General features: G+C 59.5%; 18 protein-coding genes and 1 pseudogene. 12 read left to right on the top strand and 7 right to left on the bottom strand.

Going from position 1 to position 21,465, the window contains the following annotated elements:
- Positions 1-81: 81 nt before the first annotated feature.
- Together PH5382_RS07720 and PH5382_RS07725 are read right to left on the bottom strand one after the other, a co-directional pair.
- Complete coding sequence (locus PH5382_RS07720; RefSeq protein WP_058333784.1) at positions 82-723, bottom strand: CatB-related O-acetyltransferase; 642 nt, start codon at positions 721-723, stop codon at positions 82-84.
- A gap of 33 nt (positions 724-756) precedes the next feature.
- Positions 757-1,362 (bottom strand): flavin reductase family protein, encoded by a 606-nt coding sequence (locus PH5382_RS07725; protein WP_058333785.1) that lies wholly within the window; start codon positions 1,360-1,362, stop codon positions 757-759.
- A 136-nt stretch (positions 1,363-1,498) separates the two neighbouring features.
- Between PH5382_RS07725 and PH5382_RS07730 the strand changes: the two genes are divergently transcribed.
- From PH5382_RS07730 to PH5382_RS07745, 4 genes are all read left to right on the top strand, one after another.
- Positions 1,499-2,008, top strand: coding sequence for a GNAT family N-acetyltransferase (locus PH5382_RS07730; protein WP_058333786.1), 510 nt, complete (start codon positions 1,499-1,501; stop codon positions 2,006-2,008).
- Positions 2,009-2,092: 84 nt separating this feature from the next.
- Positions 2,093-2,860, top strand: coding sequence for an EcsC family protein (locus PH5382_RS07735; RefSeq protein ID WP_058333787.1), 768 nt, complete (start codon positions 2,093-2,095; stop codon positions 2,858-2,860).
- 145 nt (positions 2,861-3,005) lie between these two features.
- Positions 3,006-3,608 carry a DUF1178 family protein gene (locus tag PH5382_RS07740; RefSeq protein ID WP_058333788.1) on the top strand — a complete coding sequence of 201 codons (603 nt, stop codon included), beginning with the start codon at positions 3,006-3,008 and terminating at the stop codon, positions 3,606-3,608.
- 26 nt (positions 3,609-3,634) lie between these two features.
- Positions 3,635-4,276 carry an SDR family oxidoreductase gene (locus PH5382_RS07745; protein ID WP_058333789.1) on the top strand — a complete coding sequence of 214 codons (642 nt, stop codon included), beginning with the start codon at positions 3,635-3,637 and terminating at the stop codon, positions 4,274-4,276.
- A gap of 158 nt (positions 4,277-4,434) precedes the next feature.
- Here PH5382_RS07745 and PH5382_RS07750 read toward each other — a convergent pair whose 3' ends face one another.
- On the bottom strand, positions 4,435-6,252 hold the full coding sequence (locus PH5382_RS07750; RefSeq protein ID WP_058333790.1) for a trypsin-like peptidase domain-containing protein: 1,818 nt from the start codon (positions 6,250-6,252) through the stop codon (positions 4,435-4,437).
- 276 nt (positions 6,253-6,528) lie between these two features.
- On the opposite strand from PH5382_RS07750, the gene PH5382_RS07755 reads away from it, so the two are divergent.
- Positions 6,529-7,482, top strand: coding sequence for a glycine--tRNA ligase subunit alpha (locus PH5382_RS07755; protein WP_058333791.1), 954 nt, complete (start codon positions 6,529-6,531; stop codon positions 7,480-7,482).
- Here PH5382_RS07755 and PH5382_RS07760 read toward each other — a convergent pair.
- Positions 7,470-8,192 carry a MarC family protein gene (locus tag PH5382_RS07760; RefSeq protein WP_082645596.1) on the bottom strand — a complete coding sequence of 241 codons (723 nt, stop codon included), beginning with the start codon at positions 8,190-8,192 and terminating at the stop codon, positions 7,470-7,472. The genes PH5382_RS07755 and PH5382_RS07760 overlap by 13 nt on opposite strands.
- A gap of 94 nt (positions 8,193-8,286) precedes the next feature.
- On the opposite strand from PH5382_RS07760, the gene PH5382_RS07765 reads away from it, so the two are divergent.
- The 7 genes and pseudogenes from PH5382_RS07765 (at position 8,287) to folP (ending at position 18,231) form a co-directional block, all read left to right on the top strand.
- On the top strand, positions 8,287-8,814 hold the full coding sequence (locus tag PH5382_RS07765; protein WP_058333792.1) for a DUF6446 family protein: 528 nt from the start codon (positions 8,287-8,289) through the stop codon (positions 8,812-8,814).
- Between the two features lie 111 nt (positions 8,815-8,925).
- On the top strand, positions 8,926-10,134 hold the full coding sequence (gene gltS / locus PH5382_RS07770) for a sodium/glutamate symporter (protein WP_058333837.1): 1,209 nt from the start codon (positions 8,926-8,928) through the stop codon (positions 10,132-10,134).
- 9 nt (positions 10,135-10,143) lie between these two features.
- Positions 10,144-12,369 (top strand): glycine--tRNA ligase subunit beta, encoded by a 2,226-nt coding sequence (glyS, locus tag PH5382_RS07775; RefSeq protein ID WP_058333793.1) that lies wholly within the window; start codon positions 10,144-10,146, stop codon positions 12,367-12,369.
- 341 nt (positions 12,370-12,710) lie between these two features.
- Positions 12,711-15,282, top strand: a pseudogene (locus PH5382_RS07780) (putative PEP-binding protein).
- A 177-nt stretch (positions 15,283-15,459) separates the two neighbouring features.
- On the top strand, positions 15,460-16,110 hold the full coding sequence (locus tag PH5382_RS07785; protein WP_058333794.1) for a cell wall hydrolase: 651 nt from the start codon (positions 15,460-15,462) through the stop codon (positions 16,108-16,110).
- A 208-nt stretch (positions 16,111-16,318) separates the two neighbouring features.
- Positions 16,319-17,239 carry a dihydroneopterin aldolase gene (locus tag PH5382_RS07790; RefSeq protein WP_058333795.1) on the top strand — a complete coding sequence of 307 codons (921 nt, stop codon included), beginning with the start codon at positions 16,319-16,321 and terminating at the stop codon, positions 17,237-17,239.
- Complete coding sequence (gene folP, locus PH5382_RS07795) at positions 17,236-18,231, top strand: dihydropteroate synthase (protein WP_058333796.1); 996 nt, start codon at positions 17,236-17,238, stop codon at positions 18,229-18,231. Before PH5382_RS07790 ends, folP begins: the two co-directional genes overlap by 4 nt.
- Positions 18,232-18,257: 26 nt before the next feature.
- Here the strand turns inward: folP and PH5382_RS07800 are convergent, their stop codons facing one another.
- The 3 genes from PH5382_RS07800 to ilvC form a co-directional block, all read right to left on the bottom strand.
- Positions 18,258-19,184 carry a DMT family transporter gene (locus tag PH5382_RS07800; RefSeq protein WP_231751822.1) on the bottom strand — a complete coding sequence of 309 codons (927 nt, stop codon included), beginning with the start codon at positions 19,182-19,184 and terminating at the stop codon, positions 18,258-18,260.
- A gap of 108 nt (positions 19,185-19,292) precedes the next feature.
- On the bottom strand, positions 19,293-20,216 hold the full coding sequence (locus PH5382_RS07805) for a DMT family transporter (protein WP_058333797.1): 924 nt from the start codon (positions 20,214-20,216) through the stop codon (positions 19,293-19,295).
- Between the two features lie 109 nt (positions 20,217-20,325).
- Positions 20,326-21,348: a ketol-acid reductoisomerase gene (gene ilvC / locus PH5382_RS07810; protein ID WP_058333798.1), complete on the bottom strand. Its 1,023-nt coding sequence runs from the start codon at positions 21,346-21,348 to the stop codon at positions 20,326-20,328.
- Between the last annotated feature and the right edge of the window lie 117 nt (positions 21,349-21,465).

Below are 21,465 nucleotides of genomic sequence, written 5' to 3' on the forward strand. Positions count from 1 at the left end.
GGTGACTAAAACGGGCCGGGGTACCAGAGGTTGGTATTGCCCCGGACTCACCAAAACAGCAGGCCCAAAGCGAAGGTTGGCTTAGTCGGGGGCGAGGCTTTCGAGCATGTCGAGATCGCCAGACAGCAGGGCAGGTTCGGCGCGGGCCAGTAGATCACTGGGCCAGTGCCACCATTTCAGGCCCAGAAGACGCGCGATCTGTGGCTTTGAAAACCGAAACCGCTGCACGCTGGCGGGATTGCCGGTGACCACGGCGTAAGGCGGCACGGTGCCGCGCACCACAGCCCCAGCACCGATAATGGCGCCATCGCCAATGCGCGCGCCGGGCAGGATCAGAGCGCCATAACCGATCCAGACATCATGGCCAACAATTGTGTCGCGGGTGTCAGGCTGGAATGCCGCCATCTGGGCCGGGTCAAACACCGGAAACGGATAGCAGCTGAGCCCCTCTTGTGCGTGGTTGGCCGAAGCGGTGATAAAACGCACCCCATGGGCGATTTGGCAGAACCGCCCGATCACCAGCCGTTCGCGTGCTCCGACAAAGAGATAGGGCGCAAGATGTGTGGCCCAGTCCTGTGGTGGCGAGAAATCCGAGGCATAGGTAAAGTCGCCGACCTGAAAATTGGGGTGCGCGATAGCGCGTGACAGCATCACGGTGCCACCGTGCGACTGCCCGTCAGGCAGCACAATCGGATTGCGCAGGGCTGGGTTTGGTAGCGGCATTAGCTGGTCTCACTCATCGGATCAGTGGGCAAGTTAGTCATCGGGGCGAGCCAGCGAGAAAACCTCGCGCACGACGGCATAGTCACGATATCCCATACGGGCGAGCGGCTGAAAGCGCGTGACATCAAAAATCCCGTCATGCAGGCAGTCGTCGCGCAGGTGGATGCCTGTCACCTCGCCAAAGGCGACGCGATTGGCCACCCCGGGAAGGGTGACGATCTGGGTCAGTTTGCACTCCAGCGCGGCGGGGGCGCCTTCGATGCGGGCGCATTCGATAGTGTCGCAATCCGTCGCCGTAAGGCCCGCATGGGCAAATTCATCCACCTCTTTGGGCAGCGTCGCAGAGCTGGCATTCATCGCATCACGCATCTCGAAGGCGACGATATTGACGCAAAATACTCCGGTTTTCTCGATATTGGCGAGGCTGTCCTTGGTGCCGGACTGGTCGTCCTTGGTGCCGGTGGAGGCGAACATCACCTGCGGCGGCGTATAGGCGACGCCGTTGAAAAAGGAATAGGGTGCAAGATTGTTGATGCCATCCGTACTGCGCGAAGAAATCCAGCCGATCGGGCGCGGCGTGATCAGCGCGTTGAAGGGGTTATGTGGCAACCCGTGACCCTCTTCGGGGCGATAGAACATGGCGCGTCTCCAATTGTTTGCCCCAGACTTACGCCCGTGCTAGGGCGATTTCTAGCCCTGAGACGGTGCCGAGCAGGTACATAATCTATGCAAACGGGGTTGAGAGTGAGAGACAGGCGCGCGGAGGCCAAGTGGCGTGATCGAATTGACAGCAGAACGGCCCGACGACCGCTGGGAGGTCGAGGCGCTTTATGACCTGTGTTTTGCGCCGGGGCGCGAAGCGCTGTCTTCCTACCGGTTGCGTGATGATGTGCCGCCGGTTCCGGGCTTGAGCCAGGTGGCGCGGGATGAGCTGGGTATTTTGGCCGGGGCGATCCGTTTCTGGCCCGTTCACATCGAAGGTGAAGACCAAACTGTAACTGCGCTGCTGCTAGGGCCGGTTGCTGTGCACCCAACCCATCAGGGCGAAGGGCTTGGTGGCTCGCTTATTCGCGATAGTTTGGCCAAAGCCGCCGAAAGCGGCTGGCAGCGGGCGATGTTGGTGGGGGATGCGCCCTACTATCGCCGCTTTGGCTTTGAACCTCTTGCCGGGGTCGAGATGCCGCCGCCCACCAACCCGGACCGGGTGCTGGGCATTGCCCTGTCAGAAGGTGCCTGGGACGGGGTTTGCGGGCGGGTGATCCGCTGGCAACACGCGCCACTGTAGCGTGGCGAGACACATTGCCCGACAGGGGGCAGGACTTGAAACTGGCCCCAGCGGGGCCAATCTCATGTCGAGGGAGGCCTTGATATGAGTGAAGTTTTAACCGAGCTGCGCCCTTTGTCTGTGACGGAAGTAGAGGCAGAGCTCGACGCTTTGGCACGGCGCTATCAGGCAGCAAGCGGGTTGGGGATCAATCTATTAAACCTGCTGGGTGGCCAGGCGGAAAACCTGCTGGATCGCTTGCCGGGGCCCGTACGTTCCCAGCTGGGGGAGGCGACGGGTCAGGCCCTGCGCCTGGCACTGCAGGCCGCACAGCATTCGCGTCGGGTTCTGCCCAGGCAATCTCCCAGAATAAACCGCGTGATCAGCACCGCCATGGGGGCTGCCGGTGGCGCTGCGGGTCTGCCGGGTGCATTGGTGGAACTGCCAGCCACCACGGCGTTTCTTTTGCGCGTGATCCAGGATGGTGCGGCTGCTCAGGGGTTTGACCCCAACGCGCAAAGCGTGACCTTCGATTGTTTGCGAGTGTTTGCCTCTGCGGGGCCACTGGCGCGCGATGACGGAGCCGAGACCGCGTTTTTGTCGCTGCGGCTGGGGCTTTCCGGGCAGGCGTTGAACCAGCTCATCAGTGCCGTTGCACCCCGTTTGGCCAGCGCCATGGGGCATAAGCTTGCAGCGCAGTCAGTGCCGATCTTGGGGGCCGCAGCCGGGGCGACGGCAAACTACGTTTATGCCGGGTATTATCACGAAATTGCGCTGGTGCATTTCGGGTTGCGTAAACTCGCCATCGACGCGGATCAGCCCGAGGCGGATCTGCTGCAGCAGTTTACCTGCCGTCTGCCGCTCACGCACTGATTGCCCTTGCTGCGCACGCGCGGACTGTACGCGTCGACTGGCAGGAGCGTTTCGCGGCCTGACTTTGTGTGCATGTTGCGAATTTTTTCTCTTGATCTTGTTTTTGTTGCCCCGTTAATCAGCCTTTCCTGCTACGAGTGAGTGAATGATAAACTACAGTCTCAAATGCGCCGACGGCCACAGTTTTGACAGTTGGTTCCAATCCGCCGCTGCTTTTGAAAAGCTGGCAAAAGCGGGTCTGGTAACCTGTTCATTTTGCGGCAGCTCCAATGTTGAAAAAGCTATCATGGCACCGCGGATTCGGACCGGTCGAAAGGCCGTCTCTTCCGTTGGAGAGCCCGAACAGCCCGAAAGTAACACGTCAGACGTGGTAGGCCGGGGGGCGTCAGATAGCACCACGAGCGGAGCGGCCAAATCCGGTGCTGTTTCAGCGGGCGGCTTAGGTGCCTCCCCAGGGAGTGACCCGGCCCAGGGGCTTGGCCTATCGCAGGGCGCAGGCGGCCCAGGTGTGCTGAGCAGCCCGTCAAGCGACATGGAGAGAGCTCTTGGAGAGTTGCGGCGCCAGGTAGAAAAAAACTCCGACTATGTCGGAAAGGATTTCGCCAGCGAAGCGCGCGCGATGCATCTTGGCGATGCACCGGAAAGAGCCATTCACGGCGAGGCCAAACCAGAAGAAGCCAAGGCCCTGATCGAGGAAGGTATCTCGGTCCTGCCTTTGCCATTTGGACGCAATCGAAAGACCAACTGAACACCGCAGGGAAAAGGTAAAAGCCAATGCATGCAGTGATAACCGGCACCAGCCGTGGGATTGGGCGCGAAATGGTCAACCAGTTGACTGCTGCCGGACATGACGTAACGGGCACCTCCCGTGATCATTCCTCTGGTGTGCGGCTGGATGTCACCGACCCGGGCCAGCAGGCGCGATTTGCGGCCCAGCTGAAGTCCCGCCCGATTGACCTTCTGGTCTGTAATGCCGGGGTCTACCTGGACAAGGGCATGGCGCTTGAGGAGTATACCGCCGAGGTCTGGGCCAAGAGCCTGGCGGCCAATGTGACCGGAGTGTTCCTGACGGTGCAGGCGCTGTTGCCGAATCTGCGTCTGGCAGAAAATGCCAAGATTGCGATCATTTCGTCACAGATGGCCAGCCATGCCCGCGCACCCGGCGGCAGCTATGCCTATCGCGCCTCCAAGGCGGCGGCGCTGAATATTGGCCGCAACCTGTCCACGGATCTGCGCTCCGAAGGCATTGCCGTCGGTATCTACCACCCCGGCTGGGTGCGCACTGATATGGGCGGCGAAGAGGGCGATATCACGGTCGAGGAATCTGCGGCAGGGCTGATTACCGAATTTGACGCGCTGTGCATCGAAACCACCGGCTGTTTTCACACCTGGGACGGTCGTATCCACGCCTATTGATCAGGCTCGCGGGCTGGGGCGTTGCGCGCGGTGGCCTGCCCGAGGCGGCAATGCGAAGAGTATATAAAAGGCGCCGGTGGAGTGTTCCACCGGCGCCTTTTTTGTTTTGCATGTTTCGAGCAGACCCTGAGCTGTCTCTGGCTCAGACCCTGACTTGATTATTCCCAGCAGCTGACCAGAACGGTCATGCCCGTTGCCCGGTGAACCAATGCCTGGTTGGGCAGGGCGGTGCCGCCGGTCTGGTTTTGGGGCGTCACTCCTGCGGCCTCCAGCGCGCTGCGCAGGGCGGCGGCATTGACCGCAAAGCTGACGCCTGCGGGCAGTTGCTTGCCTTTGATTTCCTGTGGCAACAACATGCCCAGAACTGCACCGGTGCTATCAACGACAGGACCGCCTGCATCGCCAGGCTGGGCTGCCAGTTCCAGACGGGCGATGCCGGTATTGCCGTCTAGGTTTTTAACATCCGCCAATTTGCCCCAGGTCAGGCTGGGGGCACCCAGAACGCCTTCGTAGGAGAAGCCGGAGACGGCGATTTCGGACTGCAGGCGCGGGCTTTGCGCGCTGAGTTCGGCCACCGCCATCGGTGCCAGATCCTGGGTGGGGCGCAGGATTGCCATGCCGTTTTCGACGTCATTGGCTGCAATTTCAGCGGCGTAGCCATGATCCAGAGTGATGCGGGTGCAGCCCTGCACCACGTCCGAAGTGGTGATGACAACGCCATCAGCGCTGACAAAAAAGCCAGAGCGCGACATCCGGGGTTTGCGAATCTCAAGCCCCGAGACGAGATCGATATCCTGCTGGATATCGGCACCGGCCGCATCATCCAGCACGCCGTCCTGGCGTTCAAAGCTGGCCTGCATGGCAGCCAGCACACGGGCGCGGCGGGCCTCGTCTCCGGCAGGCCAGATCAGGGTGAAGCCTTTGATCTCGCCGTTTTTCAGGCTGGCCTGGGTAAAGGAGGTGATGTTCCCATTGCGCCCCTCAAGGGTGAAGCTGTTGCCTTTGCGTTCGCGTGGCCCTTCCAGCGGCACGATCTCCAGCGTCTGCATGATGTCATACAGGCCATACAATGTGCTCTTGTCGCCACGCTGGCTGATCAACAGCAGCTGAACGCCCAGATCACCGGTGCTTTCATAATGGGCAAAGGGGGGCTCGTACTTGTCAAAAGCAACCTCTTTGGCGGGGATCTCCAAAGAGATGCCGGCCTTGGCGTCGCTGATGCGGCGCATGCCGACGGAAATCAGCGGTGCGTTATAGTCGTCCAGCAGAACTTTGCGCTGGGCTGTGGTCAGCACGCCAGTGACCTCATAGCCTTTGGACAGCTGCCAGTCGGACATCGAACCGCGTGTGCCACGGCCAAATGCGCCATCAATCGCGGCGTTGTAGAACCCGGCAGCCTTGAGTGCGATCTGCAGATCCTGGCGCTCGGCGCGCGACAACAGCCGCTCAGAGCGGCGCGCCTCGGCGGGGCTTTCATCCGGAAGAGTTGTTTCGGGCAGTGTGACTGCTGGCTCAGCGGCTTCCTGGGCAACGATGACCGGTTCCGCTGCGCTGGGGGCTGCGGGTTGCGCAGGGGCTGGCGACTGGGTGGCTGGCTGGGTGGCCGACTGAGTGGCTTGGGCTGCATCGGCGCCCAAAGGATAGAACTGGCTACGCAGATTGGCGGGCAGGGCGATGAAGCTGTCCCGTGGTATCTGATTTTCCCCCTGATAGACCTGCAAGACGCGATCGGCATCTTCGCGAGTATAGGGGCCGATCAGAACTCCGTACCATCCGCCACCCAGGGCAAAACCGGCCACGTCGGGCAGGCGGGCGGCGAAGTCTTGGGCCTCTTGCTGGGCTGTGGCCAGCGAGGGGCGGGCGGCGATCTGAATCCAGACCGTTTCTTGTGCGTTTTGCTGCGCCTGTGCGGGCGTCGTCAAAACAAAGGCAAGCGCATTGAGCGACAAGACCAATGCGGCAATTACTTTTTTCATTATCAGGACCTCTATCCCGGTAGACTGAATTATTGTCGCGCAGATAAGCATTTTGCGCCCGTAAAGGGAACTCCTCATCAGGGGGGGAATTCCTGCATTGATGCAGCAATGATGCAGTCATTTGGGGGGATTTCGGATCAGAGGCCAAAAACCAGCCGCCAGCTATAGCTTTCGCACCTGGTTTGGCACGACTAGCCGTTGACCCTGCCGGGGGGCTTGCATAGGAAGAAAGCTGCATTTGCTGCCCCATTTCACAGCCTAGACGAGGGATTGGACATGACCCAGACCACTGGAGCCAAAGCTGGCGAAACCCGGCTCGCGCCGCGTTCGTTTCAGGAGATCATCCTGCGCCTGCAAAGCTACTGGGCAATGAAGGGCTGCGCCATCATGCAGCCCTACGACATGGAAGTGGGGGCAGGGACCTTTCACCCTGCGACAACCCTGCGCTCGCTCGGCAGCAAGCCCTGGGCCGCGGCCTATGTACAGCCTTCGCGCCGACCGACGGATGGGCGCTATGGTGAAAACCCCAATCGCTTGCAGCACTACTACCAGTTTCAGGCGCTGATCAAACCCAGCCCGCCCAATCTGCAGGAGCTGTATCTGGGCAGTCTCGAGGCCATTGGCGTCGATATGGACATGCACGACATTCGCTTTGTCGAGGACGACTGGGAAAGCCCGACACTGGGTGCCTGGGGTCTCGGCTGGGAGGTCTGGTGCGACGGCATGGAAGTCAGCCAGTTCACCTATTTCCAGCAGGTCGGAGGCCATGACTGCCACCCGGTCTCGGGTGAGCTGACCTATGGTCTGGAGCGTCTGGCGATGTATGTGCTGGGGGTCGATCACGTGATGGACATGCCCTTCAATGACCCGGATGCGCCAATCCCGCTGACCTATGGCGATGTCTTCAAGCAGACCGAAGAAGAATATGCCCGCTGGAATTTCGATGTCGCCGACACCGAGGTGCTTCTGCGCCACTTTGAAGAAGCCGAGGCAGAGTGTGCCACGATTCTAGCGCAGGAACATGACGATCCCAAGACTGGAAAACGCATCATCATGGCGCATCCTGCCTATGACCAGTGCATCAAGGCCAGCCATATCTTCAACCTGCTGGATGCTCGTGGCGTGATCTCGGTCACTGAACGCCAGGCCTATATCGGTCGGGTGCGCAATCTGGCCAAACAATGCGCTGATGCTTTTGTGCAGACCGCAGCTGGAGGTCAGGCTGCGTGAGCGCCCCCGGTCAGATCTGCCATTCCGGTCAGATCTGCCATTCTGGCCAAATTCGTCATTCCGGGCAGATTTGCCTGATTAGCCAGTCCTGGCAGCAAGGCCGTTACTCCGGCGGCAATCATCCCCACGGCGATTGCAAGCAGTATCATGCCCATAATTCGGGTCATGATAGTGCGCATGGTGGTTGTCATAACACGACCGATGTCGCCGGCAAAAAACAGGACCGGGCCAAGAATGGCCAGGACCGCAGCCACACAGACCGTATATCCAAGCCAGTCTGTGGGGGTATGGGCCTTGTGTGCGAACAAGATCAGCGTTGTCATGGTGCCCGGCCCCACCAGCATTGGAAAGGTCATCGGGTAAAAGGCAATGCTCTGGGCGTCGCCATGGGCTGCCTTTTCCGAAGCCGTCCCGTGGTGGGCCGAGCTTTCTTTTCCATTGAGCATCGAAAACCCGATCTGCATCAGAACCAGCCCGCCTGCCACGCGAAAGGCATCGATGGAAATGTCAAAAAAGCTGAGAATGGCGGAGCCGGCAGCGGCCACGATGAGGCAAGTCACAGCGGTATAGACCAGGGCACTGATGGCCGTCCGTCGTTGCGCCGCCCGATCAAGATCGTTTGTGAGGCCCAAAAAGACCGGCAGGTTCACAAAGGGGTTCATGACGGCAAACAACGCTCCGAACATGGTTATGGCGAAATGCAGTTCCATAAGACGCCTCGGTTGTTTCTGATCTCTATCCCTCATACAGAGACCGAGACGGGTTTGGCTACATCAAGAATATTCCAAAATCAGGACCACGTGCATGTTGGGTAAATTCCTTACGATCATTCTGCTGATCTCCGGCTTGGCGGCTGGGGTCGCAATGTATTATTTTCAGGTTTATGGGTTTTACGACGAGGTCACGCCGCGGCCTGGGCGGGATGTGGTGCTGACACCGTTGGATGGCAGCGCGCCGCAGCCGATAGAGTATTCGGAGTTTCGCGCCATCGATGCAGACAGCTCGCCGATCCGGTATCGCGCATGTTTCACCACCACGCAAAGCCGTGAAGAATTGGCGCAGCTGTATCAGCAGGCCACGCAAAAGCATCCGCGCAACGCGCCGGGTTGGTTTGACTGCTTTGATGCCGATGCTCTGGGTGAAGCCCTGGCAGATGGTAGTGCCACCGCCTTTGTGTCGGTCAAAGACCTGATCTATGGTGTCGACCGCATCGTCGCAGTCACCGACAAAGGCCAGGGTTTTGTCTGGCATGAATTCAACGAATGTGGTCGCAAGGCCTATAATGGTCATGCGGTCGGCCCGAACTGCCCGCCACGCCCCGAAGCCAACTGATTATAACGCGGGTGATCCGCGCCGCGCAAAGTCCCTGCCGCAAAGATCACTCCGATGACGCCACGCCTGCATCCGCAGGCAGGAACCAACAGCCAAGGACAAGACGACCCGATGGATGTCGCGATCACCATTCCGGATTTCATATCGGTCACGCTGGGCTTTGCGGTCTTTTTGCTGGGGGCCATGCTGAATGACAGGCTTGCGGTGCTACGGCGGTTCAATATCCCGGAGCCGGTCACAGGCGGATTGGCAATCGCGGCTGTGGTGATGCTGATCTATCACCTGTCCGGCTGGCAGATCGGTTTTGAGATGAATAGCCGCAACGCATTGTTGGTGTTCTTTTTCGCAGCCATTGGCCTGAATGCGCGCCTTTCGGATCTCGTGGCCGGGGGCAAGCCGCTGGCGATCCTGCTGGTGCTGACGTTTCTGACTATTCTTGCGCAGAATGTGATCGGGGCCGCAGGGGCGGTTCTGTTTGGCTATTCGGCCAAGGCGGGCGTTTTGTTTGGCTCGGCTTCGCTGATCGGCGGTCATGGTACCGCAATTGCCTGGGCGCCCAATGTCGCAGAGGCGACGGGCCTTGCGTCTGCATCTGAGCTGGGCGTGGCTGTGGCGACGCTGGGGCTGGTGCTGGCCGCGCTCATTGGCGGGCCGATTGCGCGGGCGCTGGTCAATCGACACGCATTGGTTCCGGATCGCCCGGAGGAAGAACATACAGTTGGCGTGGCCCATGATGAGGCGGCAACTGCCAAAATCGACCATCATGGGCTGATCCGCGTCATGCTCTATCTCAACCTGGCGGTTATCCTGGGCTATGCGCTGCATGCCTTGTCAGAACTGGCCGGTCTGAAACTGCCGCTGTTTGTGCCTTGTCTGGTGGCAGGTATTGCGCTTGCCAATCTGCGGGGGCTAGTTGCGCCCAAGGCTCCGCCGGTTGCACGGACCCCGGCGCTGGCTTTGGTGTCGGAATTTTGCCTTGGCATTTTTCTTGCCATGTCGCTGATGAGCCTGCAGCTCTGGACGATTGCCGATCTCGGCCTGACAATCGTTGTGATCATGCTGGCGCAGACGCTGTTTGCGGTCGCGTTTGTGCTTTTTGTGCTGTTCCCGCTTTTGGGCCGCAATTACCGCGCTGCTGTGCTGGCTGCGGGTTTTGGCGGCTTTGCTCTGGGCGCGACACCCACTGCCATTGCAAATATGACCGCTGTAACCAAACGCTATGGGCCCTCGCCTATTGCCTTTGTGGTACTGCCCCTTGTATCCGCCTTCTTTGTAGATATCGCCAATGCGATCGTCATCCAGGCGATTGTGAACTTCTGAGGATCTCTGATGCCCGACCTGCTGATTGAACTGTTTTCCGAAGAAATCCCGGCCCGCATGCAGGCGCGTGCAGCCGAGGATCTGAAAAAACGCATGACGGATGGTTTGGTCGAGGCGGGTCTCACCTATGGCGGTGCCGCTGCCTTTTCAACTCCGCGCCGTCTGACGCTGGCGCTGGAGGATCTGCTGGCTGAAAGCCCCACCATCCGTGAAGAGCGCAAAGGTCCAAAAGTTGGCGCGCCGGACAAGGCGGTCGAAGGCTTTTTGCGCGGCGCCGGGATTGCCCGTGATCAGCTGGAAGAACGCGACACCCCAAAGGGTGCGATCTATTTCGCCACCATCGAAAAGGCCGGGCGCCCCGCCGCCGCGATCATCGCCGAGGTGCTGGAAGCCACCATTCGCAACTTCCCCTGGCCCAAATCCATGCGCTGGGGCACGGGCTCTTTGCGCTGGGTACGGCCGTTGCATTCGATCCTCTGCGTGTTGAGCGATGAAAACGGGACCGAAGTGGTGCCGCTGGATATTGACGGGATCGCGACAGGCAACACCACACGCGGGCATCGTTTTATGGCACCAAGTGAAATCACCGTCAGTGGTTTCGAAGACTACGCAGCCAAGCTGAAACGCGCCCATGTGGTGCTGGATCCGGCAGAGCGGAGCCAGGCGATCTGGCAGGAGGCGAGCAATCAGGCCTTTGCCCGCGGATTGGAGCTGGTCGAAGACAAGGCGCTACTGGCCGAGGTGGCGGGGCTGGTCGAATGGCCGGTGGTTTTGCTGGGCGATATCGATGCGCAATTCCTGGAACTGCCACCAGAGGTGCTGCAGACCAGCATGCGAGAGCATCAGAAATTCTTTTCGGTGAAAAACCCCAAGACAGGCCGTATTGAGGGCTTTGTCACCGTGGCCAACCGTGAGACATCGGATCACGGCAAAACCATCCTTGCGGGCAACCAAAAGGTGCTGAGCGCCCGTCTAGCGGATGCCAAGTTCTTCTGGGAAAACGATCTGCGGGTGGCAAAATCGGAAACCGGCATGGAAGCCTGGACTGCGCAGTTGTCGAATGTGACCTTCCACAACAAGCTGGGAACGCAAGCGGCACGCATAGACCGGATCGCCGCCTTGGCGCGTGAAATTGCGCCTTCCGTCGGCGCTGATGCGGATCTGGCCGACCAAGCCGCCCGGGTGGCCAAGGCGGATCTGAGCTCTGAAATGGTTTATGAATTCCCCGAGTTGCAGGGGTTGATGGGGCGCTACTACGCCGAGGCAGCAGGTCTTCCGCAGCAGGTCGCCAATGCCTGTGAAGCACATTATGCGCCCCAGGGCCCGTCTGATGATGTCCCAACAGAGCCGGTTTCGGTCGCGGTCGCACTGGCGGATAAGCTGGATACCCTGGCTGGGTTCTGGGCGATTGATGAAAAGCCTACGGGGTCAAAAGACCCCTTTGCTCTGCGCCGTGCCGCACTGGGTGTGATCCGGCTGGTGCTGGAAAACAAGGCCCGCATGCCGCTGGACCGGTTCTTTGATGCCCAGTTGCTGCGCGTTGAAAGTGCAACAAATGGGGCGCTGCCGGAAGAACATGTGAGTGCTTTGCTGATGCAGATAGCTGAGCACGGTGTGTTTGGTGCAGCCTTTAATGCTGTCAAGGATAGCATCAGCGGTCTTCCTGTGACGGCCTTTCTGGATCTGGAAAAAAAGGTGCCGGATACATCCGACAACCTGCTGGCTTTCTTTCATGATCGTCTGAAAGTGTTTCTGCGCGATCAGGGCATTCGTCATGATGTGATCGATGCTTGTATCGCGATGGAGGGCAATGACGATCTGACCTTGCTGGTGAAACGCGCCCGCGCGCTGGAGGATTTCCTGAAGTCGGAAGATGGTGAAAACCTGCTGCAGGGTTTCAAGCGCGCCAACAATATCCTGACCCAGGCCGAAGAAAAGGACGGGGTGGAATACTCCTATGGGGCGGATGTGAAATTCGCCGAAGATGACAGCGAAAGAGATCTGTTTGCAGCGCTTGCAGCGAGCGAGGGGGCGATCTCCACGGCCATCGAGGCCGAGGATTTCGCTGCCGCCATGGGCGGCATGGCGGCCCTACGGGCACCAGTGGATGCGTTCTTTGAAGCGGTGCAGGTAAATTCGGACACCGAAATTGTGCGCCGCAACCGTCTGAATCTGTTGAGCCATATCCGCAAGGTCTGTGGTCAAGTCGCGGATCTGACCCGTATCGAGGCCTGACGGAAGGTCAGATGGTCGCTAGTTTGTAAGGGCTGCGGTGTGACGCGGACCTTTCATTTTGACTGAGGCGTGTTAGAGGATCAGTTCTGTGCATAAAGGCTGAACCCTGCGCAGGGCTGCTGGCGCGGGCCTTGACCTACACCCGATCCTACACCCGGTCCGAGCGTCCCTCTCAATTCCCCGGTTCTGAAAGCCCGCTCCAATACCCTCACAGGCTGTTTTAGGGTTCAGGGGATGTGGCTTTGTGACGTGGTTTGGGGATTTTCGGTAGCTGCGCAGGGCTTGGCTCTTGCGATGTGGCGGCACCTGCTTATGCTGCAGGTGAACGAAAAGGTGCCGCAGTGCAGAAAAACCATGCCTGATACCCCGATTGCAACATTGATCACCCCGACTGCTCCGATTGCGACCTCCAGCCATGGGGGGCGGGCCAAGTGTTTGCAACGGCTGGTGCGGCTGGATCTGCCGGTGCCCTGCACCGTGGCATTGTCCTTTGCGGCTGTGAAGAATGTGGCCGCCGGGGTCCTTCCTGATGTCCGGGCCATTCTAAGCGAGTTTTCCGAGGATGCGTTGCTTTGCGTGCGGCCTTCTTCGGAGGTGCCGGACTGGGGCGGGCCCAGTGCCATTCTCAACATTGGCATGAATGATGCGCGTTATGTTTCCCTGAGTGAAGCCCTTGGGCAGGAAGCGGCAGCCTCGCTTTATCTGCGCTTTGTACAATCTTATGCAGTGCATGTGGCGCGGCTGGATCCGGATGTCTTTGACGATGTCGAAGACGGTGGCCCCGATGCCCTGCGCGAGATCCTGATGGCCTATGAGGCCGAAACTGACGAGGTCTTTCCACAGGATCCGGGCGAGCAGCTGGGGGCGGTGCTGCGGTCTATGGCGCGGGCCTGGGAAGGCACATCGGCACGGCTGTTGCGACAGGCCAAGGGGGCGCCCGCCGATGCTGGTCTGGGATTGGTAGTGCAGGAAATGATCCCAGGCCTGGGGCAGGGCGAATGCGGTTCTGGCGTTTTGCAGCTGGTGAACTCGCAAACCGGATGCCCACAGCTGACGGGTCGTTACCTGAGCCAGTCACAGGGGCGTGAGGCTCTGGGGGCAGGCACCGAGGCATTGTTTTTGGAAAAAGACGACCGAGGTCCTTCGCTGGAGGAGTTGGCGCCGGAGGCTTTTGCCGGCATCAAGGCGGATGCCGCCCTGATGCGTCAGCGCCTGCGCGAAGAGATGCAGGTCGAATTTGTCATCCAGAATGGTGAGTTGCATATACTGGACGGGGTGCGGGTGCTGCGTTCCTCGCGGGCGGCGGTGCGCATTGCCGTGGCGTTGGCCCAGGACGGCATCATCCCGGCGCATGAAGCACTGATGCGGGTGGATGCCCATGTTCTGAACGAACTTTTGCACCGCCAGGTGGCCCCAACTGCCGAGCGTGACGTGATCGGGGCCGGGATTGCCGCGAGCCCGGGGGCTGCAACCGGCCAGGTGGTTTTCACCGCCGCCGAGGCACAGTCCAGTGCTGCGCGCGGGGAGCCCTGCATTCTGGTGCGCCGCGAAACATCGCCCGAAGATGTACGTGGCATGCACGCCGCCGTGGCAGTGCTGACGGAAAAGGGTGGCATGACCAGCCATGCCGCCGTCATCGGGCGCGGTCTCGGCCTGCCAAGCATCGTCGGGGCGTCGAATATGAAATTCGACGCCAAGAAAAAACAACTGATTTCGGCAGGGGGACGCGTGTTTCGCACGGGCGACACCATCACAGTCGACGGCAGCAGCGGCGAGATCCTTGCTGGTGAGCCAGAAATGCTCGAGGCGGCGCAGGATGATGCGTTTCAGACCCTGCTCGCCTGGGCGGACGAGGCGCGCGACATTGCCATCCGGGCCAATGCCGACACTCCAGCGGATGCCCAAACCGCGCGCAATTTCAATGCTGAAGGCATCGGCCTGTGCCGGACCGAGCATATGTTCTTTGATCCCGGTCGCCTGACGGTAATGCGTGAGATGATCTTTGCTGAGACATCAAGCGGACGTGCAGCGGTGCTGGCGCGGCTTTTGCCGATGCAGCGCGACGATTTTGTGGAACTGTTCCGCATCATGGAAGGGCTGCCGGTCTGTATTCGCCTGTTTGATCCACCTCTGCATGAATTCCTGCCAACCTCACGCACCGGGCAGCGCGAATTGTCCGAGGCCTTGGGTATTCCTGTCAGCGATGTGACCCGTCGGGTCGAAGAGCTGGGAGAGTATAACCCGATGCTGGGTCTTCGCGGTGTGCGACTGGGCGTTACGGTGCCGGAAATCTACGATATGCAGGCCCGCGCTATTTTTGAGGCCACGCTGCTGGCCTCCAAGGACGGTGCACCGATTGTTCCCGAAGTGATGATCCCGCTAGTTTCAGCCAAGCGCGAAGTTGAGCTGGTCAAGGCACGTATAGATGCGGTGGCGGCGGCAGTTGCCAGCGAACAGGGGGAAAGCTTTGACTACCGGCTTGGTGTCATGGTCGAGACCCCGCGTGCGGCTTTGCGGGCGGATGAAATCTCGCCGCATACGGCTTTCCTGAGCTTTGGCACCAATGACCTTACTCAAATGACCTATGGGCTGTCGCGCGATGACGCCGGGCGTTTCATGTCGAATTATGTGCAGCAGGGCGTCTTCCCAGAGGACCCGTTCCATGTTCTGGATGTCGATGGGGTCGGTGAATTGTTGAAGCTTGGCGTGCAACGGGGTCGGGCTGCAAATCCGGATGTGACGCTTTCGATCTGTGGTGAGCATGGCGGCAACCCCGAATCGATTGCCTTTTGCCGCGAGGCGGGGTTCGACTATGTCTCATGTTCGCCGTTCCGCGTACCCGTGGTGCGGCTGGCGGCAGCTCAGCTTGCAATTGGCGAAAAAACAGGAACGGCAGCGCCAACATACGCTTAACATATGGTGTTTATTGAATTTTTATTCAATTTATGAACAGCGCAGTTTTGCGCTGCTCTTGATGGTGTTTTTATGGCCCAGCTCATGAACTGGACGTTTCAGGGGATTTTCGGTATGGGGAGCGACCGCATGTGACTGGGGAGGCCATGCGCAACCGGATAAACGAGGATCCCTGAGATGAAATTCCTGACCCTGGCTGCCCTTGTCGCAGCATCCACAATGACGGGACAGATAGCCAAGGCCGAGACCGGTCTGGCAGCGCTGTTCAAGCGCGAGCAATCCACGTTGAACACGGTTCCTGAAACACGTCTCTCAGGCTTTTTTGGCTTTAAGCCACGCGCCAAGGTCACCAAACCAGCGGGTCCGGTCACCTTCAGCAAAAGCTGGCTGGATCAACAGCCCAAAGCCACGGGCGGCGAGCATTTTGCCTGCCTCGCAGAGGCGCTGTACTTCGAAGCCCGCGGCGAGACAGTCAAAGGACAGTTTGCTGTTGCCGAAGTGATCATGAACCGGATGAAAAGTGCGCAGTTCCCCAATTCGCTGTGCGGTGTAATCAATCAGGGAACCGGGCGGCGCTATCAGTGCCAGTTCACCTATACCTGCGATGGTCATGAAGAAGTGATCCGCGAACAGACTGCCTATGAGAGGGTCTCAAAAGTGGCCAGATTGGTGATTGATGGCGCAACGCCGGACCTCACTGAGGGCGCTACCTATTACCACACCACTGCCGTGCGTCCACGGTGGAGCCGTAGCTTCACCAAGACCACCCGTATCGGGGTGCACCTGTTTTACCGCGACGATCGCTATCGGACCGCATCGAGCGAGTAAAACCTGCCTCATGATGGCCTGTCTCTCAGGAGGCAGGCCGCAATTTTTCCGCCTGCGCCCCACTGTGCTTTTGGCGTTTGGGCGCATATGGCGCAGCACTGCGACGTTTTCGAGACCTAGTCTGGCGCAAGCGGGCCTGTTAAGGCAGCGCCACAAGAGTAGGATAAGAGTCCACTGCAAGTCCAAGCCAGCCAAAGGCCCATTACCCATGTCTTCAGAAGTTCGCCTCGCCTTTGAGCACCCCTCCGAGCGGTCAGTTGCCACAGCTCCCCGTGGTCCTCTGGACAGAATATCTCTGCGTGACCATATGGTCGAGGTCGAGATCGGTGCCTTTCAGGCCGAACGCGGGACCACCCAGCGGATCTGTTTTAATGTTGTAGTCGAAATCACGCCTTTGCCTGCGGATCTGGATGATGATGTTGATCGGATCCTGTCGTATGACAAGGTGAGTGAGGCAATCGCCTATGAGCTGGCAGCGGAGCGTTTGAACCTGCTGGAAACCCTGGCAGAGCGTGTCGCTGAACGGATCTTGTTAGAACCCCAGGCAGTGCGGGTTTTTGTACGCATCGAAAAACTGGATCGCGGTCCGGGCGCACTGGGGGTGGAAATCGTACGCTCCAAGGATCAGGTGACGCATGCGGTCGAAGAAGATGAGCCGCCGCACCCGCGATTGATGTATCTGTCCAATGAGGCCATCGACAGCGGCAATTTCACCGGCTGGGTTGATCAGATGGAATGCCGACAGCGGCCACTGATTCTCTGTGTGGGGGCGCACCCGCTTGAGACGCCGAAAACCGGGCATAAGATGACCCAGCGGCGGATTGATTTGCTTTCAATTGAACAAAATGCCTGGCGTCTGGCGGCAAAAGACGATCGCTGCGTGGTGGTTGCCACCCGGACCGAGCTGGATTGGGCCATGAAAAATGGGCAAATCTGCGTCTGGGCCCCGTCAAAGATCGTTTTGGATGCTGTGGATGGCCCTTCCGAGGCCCCATCTGAATCGGTTGCATTGGCTGCCTGGTTTGCGGCAACCTTTGAGGCGGGCGAAATGATTGTCATTGGCGCCGATGTGCCTGCCTGCCCGCAGGTTCCGCTGCGCGCCGTGGATGTGGAGCAAACACAGCTGTGATGTATTACCGGCCACTGGTACGGCATGGAGAAACGCGTCCCGAAGGGGCTCTTCCTTTGGCAGGTGGCGCGCTTTGGTTTTCCGAGGCTGAATTGCTCAGCCGTGAGGCTCCGCCGCGTATCGTGCCGGTTGGCTTGGTACCAGAAGAGATCCGGCATCGTCTGACCTTTCGCCGAGCCGCCATCGCAGGTCTCGACATGACGAAGCCGCAGATCATGGGCATTCTCAACGTGACACCGGACAGCTTTTCGGACGGGGGGCGCCACGCCGGTGTGGAGGCCGGTCTCGCGGCAGCCCAGCGGATGGTCGAGGAAGGCGCCGATATAATCGATATTGGTGGTGAATCCACGCGGCCAGGCGCGGATTTTGTCCCAGAGGACGAAGAGGTTGCCCGTACCGCTCCGGTAATTGCGGCCATCCGGGCGGCCTCTTCGGTGCCGGTCTCTATTGATACGCGCAAGGCTACCGTCGCGCTTGAGGCACTGGATGCAGGTGCGCAGCTGGTCAACGACGTGTCGGGTTTCACCTTTGATGCGGCGTTGGCGCCACTGGCGGCGCAGGCTGGCGCACCTGTCTGCGTGATGCATTCGCAGGGCGATCCAGAAACCATGCAGGATGACCCGAAATACGCCAATGTCCTGCTGGACGTGTATGATTTTCTGTCGGATCAGGTCGACCGACTGGAGGCGACAGGCATTCTGCGGGATCAGATCGTGGTGGATCCGGGTATCGGCTTTGGCAAGACGCAGGCGCATAATATTGCCTTGCTCAAGGGGCTGAGTCTGTTTCACGGGCTGGGCTGTCCGATCCTGCTTGGGGTGTCGCGCAAGAAATTCATCGGCACCATCGGTCAGGAGCCGCAGGCAGACAAGCGCGCGCCAGGCTCTATTGCTGTGGCGCTGGCGGGTGTTGCCAAGGGCGTCCAGATGCTCAGAGTGCATGATGTCGCCGAAACGGCGCAGGCCCTACGCCTGTGGCAGGCCATTCGCTGAACCTGGCAGATCGCTTCGCGGTCTTTTTACCGTATTGAAAACAATCGCTTGAGAGCGCCCCACTGGCTGATGCAGACACCTGTCAGGATCAACCCCAGCGCCAGCAGCAGTGTTGCAGGCAGCGGCTCCCCCAGAAAGAGCGCCCCCAGCAGAACCGACCAGACTGGCACCTGATAGCTGGTCAGGCTCATGAAGGTGGGGCCGACGCTTCGGATCACCAGAACGCGCAGGTAATTGGCAGCGGCGGTCGGCAGCAGGCCCAGAATGGCGATCCAGAACAGGGTTTCGCGGTCCGGCAAAGGCGGTGGGCCTTCGCTCACCCAGGCGATGGGCACAATCAGCACCGAGGCAATGCACAGCAGCGATGCCGCCAGTCCAACCGGATCGATCGCAGGCAAGCGGCGCGTCAGGATCGAGGACATGGCGTAGCAGGCGGCAGCTCCCAGACAGGCGGCGCGGCCAAGAGGTTCCAGTGGCGAGCCTGTGCTGTCAAAGGCCTGCGCCCCGATCAGGGTGGCAACACCCAGAAAACCGATGGAAAATCCCAGAAATCGGCGCTTGGTCATGGATTCTCCGGGGATGAGGAAATGCGCCAGCGGCAGCACCAGCAACCCGGTTCCCGCCATGCTGACACCGGTGAAACCTGAGGTCACAAACTGCTGCCCCCAGCTGATCAGCAAAAATGGCAGTACGGCATTGCTGCAGCCAAGGACCACCAGCATTCCCCAGTTGGGCTGTCCCAGAAACAGCCGAAATCCGCGCGCCGCCCAAAGACTGCCCAGCAACAGGGCGGCAAAAAGAATGCGTCCGGCTGTCAGCCAGACCGGGGTGATGCCCTGCAGGGCCAGCTCAATGACCATAAAGGTAGAGCCCCAGACCAGCCCCAATGTCGCAATCATCAGCCAGTGACGGGCTGTCGGTTCTGTCATGATCATGGCTGTAGATTTTGGCATCTTGTTGCTCTCGCAGGCTTCAGCAAACAGCAAACACCGGGGACTGTTCTGGTGCAATCAGCAACGCTGCGGCGTCGGTCGAAGGATTCCGTTGTCAGGGCCGTCTTTTCAAGGACGCTGGCGATGGGCCGGGGCGCGGCTAAGCAACAGCCCGCCCAGGATCAGCGCAAGGGCTGCAAACAGTTGCGGAGGCAGTGTTTCATTCAACAAAAGTGCGCCGAAAAACACTGACCAAACGGGGACTTGATAGTTCACCGTGGACAAAAAACCGGGGCCAGCACTGCGCGCGACCTGCACCAGCAATACCTGTGCCAGCGCCGTGGGCACAAAGCCCAAGTACAGCACGGCCAGCAGCGACTGGCCCTCCGGCAGGCTGGGGATGCCTTCTTGCCACAGGGCTGTCGGCACAATCATCATAGCACCACAGCTAAGGGCGGCTGCAGACAGCGACAGCAGATTTACAGCAGGGCAAAGGCGGGTGATGATCGAGCCGATGGCGTAACACAAAGCGGCACCGAGACAGGCGAGGCGCGCAAGTGATTCATAGTCGGTGCCGGCAGAGGCGAAGGCTTTGAACCCGATCAGTGTCAAAACACCTGCAAACCCGATGAGAAAGCTCAGGCTGCGGCGCAGGGTCATGCGTTCTCCGGGCACCAGAAAATGCGCCAGTGGCAACACAAACAGCGGCACGACTGCCATGCAGACCCCGGCAAAACCACTGGCCACATAGGTCTGCCCCCAGCTGAGCAGGGAAAACGGCAGCGCATTGGTGAAAAAACCCATACCAAGCGCACAAAGCCAGACCAGGCGGCCGACGCGATCATTCAAGGACGGCAACCCGATCCCCATGACAGAGACAATGATCAAAAGCGCCGCCGCGCCCAGTGATATCCGCGCCGCTGCAATGGTCATTGGCCCCAGCCCTTCGAGCGCCAGGGTCACAGCCATGAAGGAGGATCCCCAGATCAGGCCAAGAATGATCAGCTTGATCCAATTGGCCGTTCCGGCCCCTGTCTGTGCTGCGACCTGCATGGGAAAGTTCCTGAAAAATAAGCCTGAAAAAAGGAAGGGCGTCCCAAGAATTGGAACGCCCGGCAGAGGAACAAGGGGGGCGGGAAATCCCGCCCTGCCAAAAGGCGCCTTAGTTCTTTGCTTTGTCGACCATCTTGCCGGCCGAGATCCAGGGCATCATGTCGCGCAGTTTCTGACCAACAACTTCGATTTGGTGTTCGTCGTTTGCACGGCGGGAGGCTTTGATGGTTGGCTGGCCAACGGCGTTTTCCAGCATGAAGTCGCGCACGAACTTACCGGACTGAATGTCCTGCAGGCTCTCTTTCATCGCCTTCTTGGTCTGCTCGTAGGGCAGGATGCGTGGACCGGTGACGTACTGGCCGTATTCTGCAGTGTTGGAGATCGAGTAGTCCATGTTGGCAATGCCGCCTTCATAGATCAGGTCAACGATCAGCTTGGTTTCGTGCAGGCACTCGAAATAGGCCATCTCTGGCGCGTAGCCAGCTTCGACCAGAGTTTCAAAGCCACAGCGGATCAGCTCAACGATACCGCCACACAGAACCGCCTGCTCACCGAACAGATCGGTTTCGCATTCTTCGCGGAAGTTGGTCTCGATGACACCGGAGCGACCGCCACCGATGGCGGAGCAGTAGGACAGACCGATTTCCAGCGCTTTGCCAGTGGCGTCGGTGTTGACAGCAACCAGGCAGGGGACGCCGCCGCCTTTGGTGTATTCGCCGCGCACGGTGTGACCGGGGCCTTTGGGGGCCATCATGATCACATCGATGCCTTCTTTGGGCTCAATCAGGCCAAAGTGGACGTTCAGGCCGTGGGCGAATGCAATGGCTGCACCGGGCTTGATGTTGTCGTGGACGTATTTCTTGTAGGTTTCGGCCTGCAGCTCATCGGGCATGGTGAACATGATCACGTCACACCAGGCAGCGGCTTCGGCGATACCCATAACCTTCAGGCCTTCGCCTTCGGCTTTTTTGGCAGAGGCAGAGCCTTCGCGCAGGGCAACAACGAGGTTCTTGGCGCCGCTGTCGCGCAGGTTCAGCGCGTGGGCGTGGCCCTGGCTGCCGTAGCCCAGGATGGCCACTTTTTTGTCTTTGATCAGGTTAACGTCGCAATCGCGGTCGTAGTATACGCGCATATCGGAGATCCTCTTGGTTGTCGTTTGAGAGCATCATAGGCATCAGGGCCAGAGATACACTGGCTCAATGACTGGATAATTCTACAAATTTGCACTAGTCATTCGTTATTTGGGTAA

This window comes from Phaeobacter sp. CECT 5382 (assembly GCF_001457775.1).
GTDB lineage: Bacteria > Pseudomonadota > Alphaproteobacteria > Rhodobacterales > Rhodobacteraceae > Pseudophaeobacter.

Bases quoted from the DNA above. Each gene is read 5' to 3' on its own strand.
- PH5382_RS07720 (WP_058333784.1), bottom strand. From the start codon at position 723: ATGCCGCTACCAAACCCAGCCCTGCGCAATCCGATTGTGCTGCCTGAC.
- PH5382_RS07725 (WP_058333785.1), bottom strand. From the start codon at position 1,362: ATGTTCTATCGCCCCGAAGAGGGTCACGGGTTGCCACATAACCCCTTC.
- PH5382_RS07735 (WP_058333787.1), top strand. From the start codon at position 2,093: ATGAGTGAAGTTTTAACCGAGCTGCGCCCTTTGTCTGTGACGGAAGTA.
- PH5382_RS07740 (WP_058333788.1), top strand. From the start codon at position 3,006: ATGATAAACTACAGTCTCAAATGCGCCGACGGCCACAGTTTTGACAGT.
- PH5382_RS07745 (WP_058333789.1), top strand. From the start codon at position 3,635: ATGCATGCAGTGATAACCGGCACCAGCCGTGGGATTGGGCGCGAAATG.
- PH5382_RS07750 (WP_058333790.1), bottom strand. From the start codon at position 6,252: ATGAAAAAAGTAATTGCCGCATTGGTCTTGTCGCTCAATGCGCTTGCC.
- PH5382_RS07755 (WP_058333791.1), top strand. From the start codon at position 6,529: ATGACCCAGACCACTGGAGCCAAAGCTGGCGAAACCCGGCTCGCGCCG.
- PH5382_RS07760 (WP_082645596.1), bottom strand. From the start codon at position 8,192: ATGGAACTGCATTTCGCCATAACCATGTTCGGAGCGTTGTTTGCCGTC.
- PH5382_RS07765 (WP_058333792.1), top strand. From the start codon at position 8,287: ATGTTGGGTAAATTCCTTACGATCATTCTGCTGATCTCCGGCTTGGCG.
- gltS (WP_058333837.1), top strand. From the start codon at position 8,926: ATGGATGTCGCGATCACCATTCCGGATTTCATATCGGTCACGCTGGGC.
- glyS (WP_058333793.1), top strand. From the start codon at position 10,144: ATGCCCGACCTGCTGATTGAACTGTTTTCCGAAGAAATCCCGGCCCGC.
- PH5382_RS07785 (WP_058333794.1), top strand. From the start codon at position 15,460: ATGAAATTCCTGACCCTGGCTGCCCTTGTCGCAGCATCCACAATGACG.
- PH5382_RS07790 (WP_058333795.1), top strand. From the start codon at position 16,319: ATGTCTTCAGAAGTTCGCCTCGCCTTTGAGCACCCCTCCGAGCGGTCA.
- PH5382_RS07800 (WP_231751822.1), bottom strand. From the start codon at position 19,184: ATGCCAAAATCTACAGCCATGATCATGACAGAACCGACAGCCCGTCAC.
- PH5382_RS07805 (WP_058333797.1), bottom strand. From the start codon at position 20,216: ATGCAGGTCGCAGCACAGACAGGGGCCGGAACGGCCAATTGGATCAAG.
- ilvC (WP_058333798.1), bottom strand. From the start codon at position 21,348: ATGCGCGTATACTACGACCGCGATTGCGACGTTAACCTGATCAAAGAC.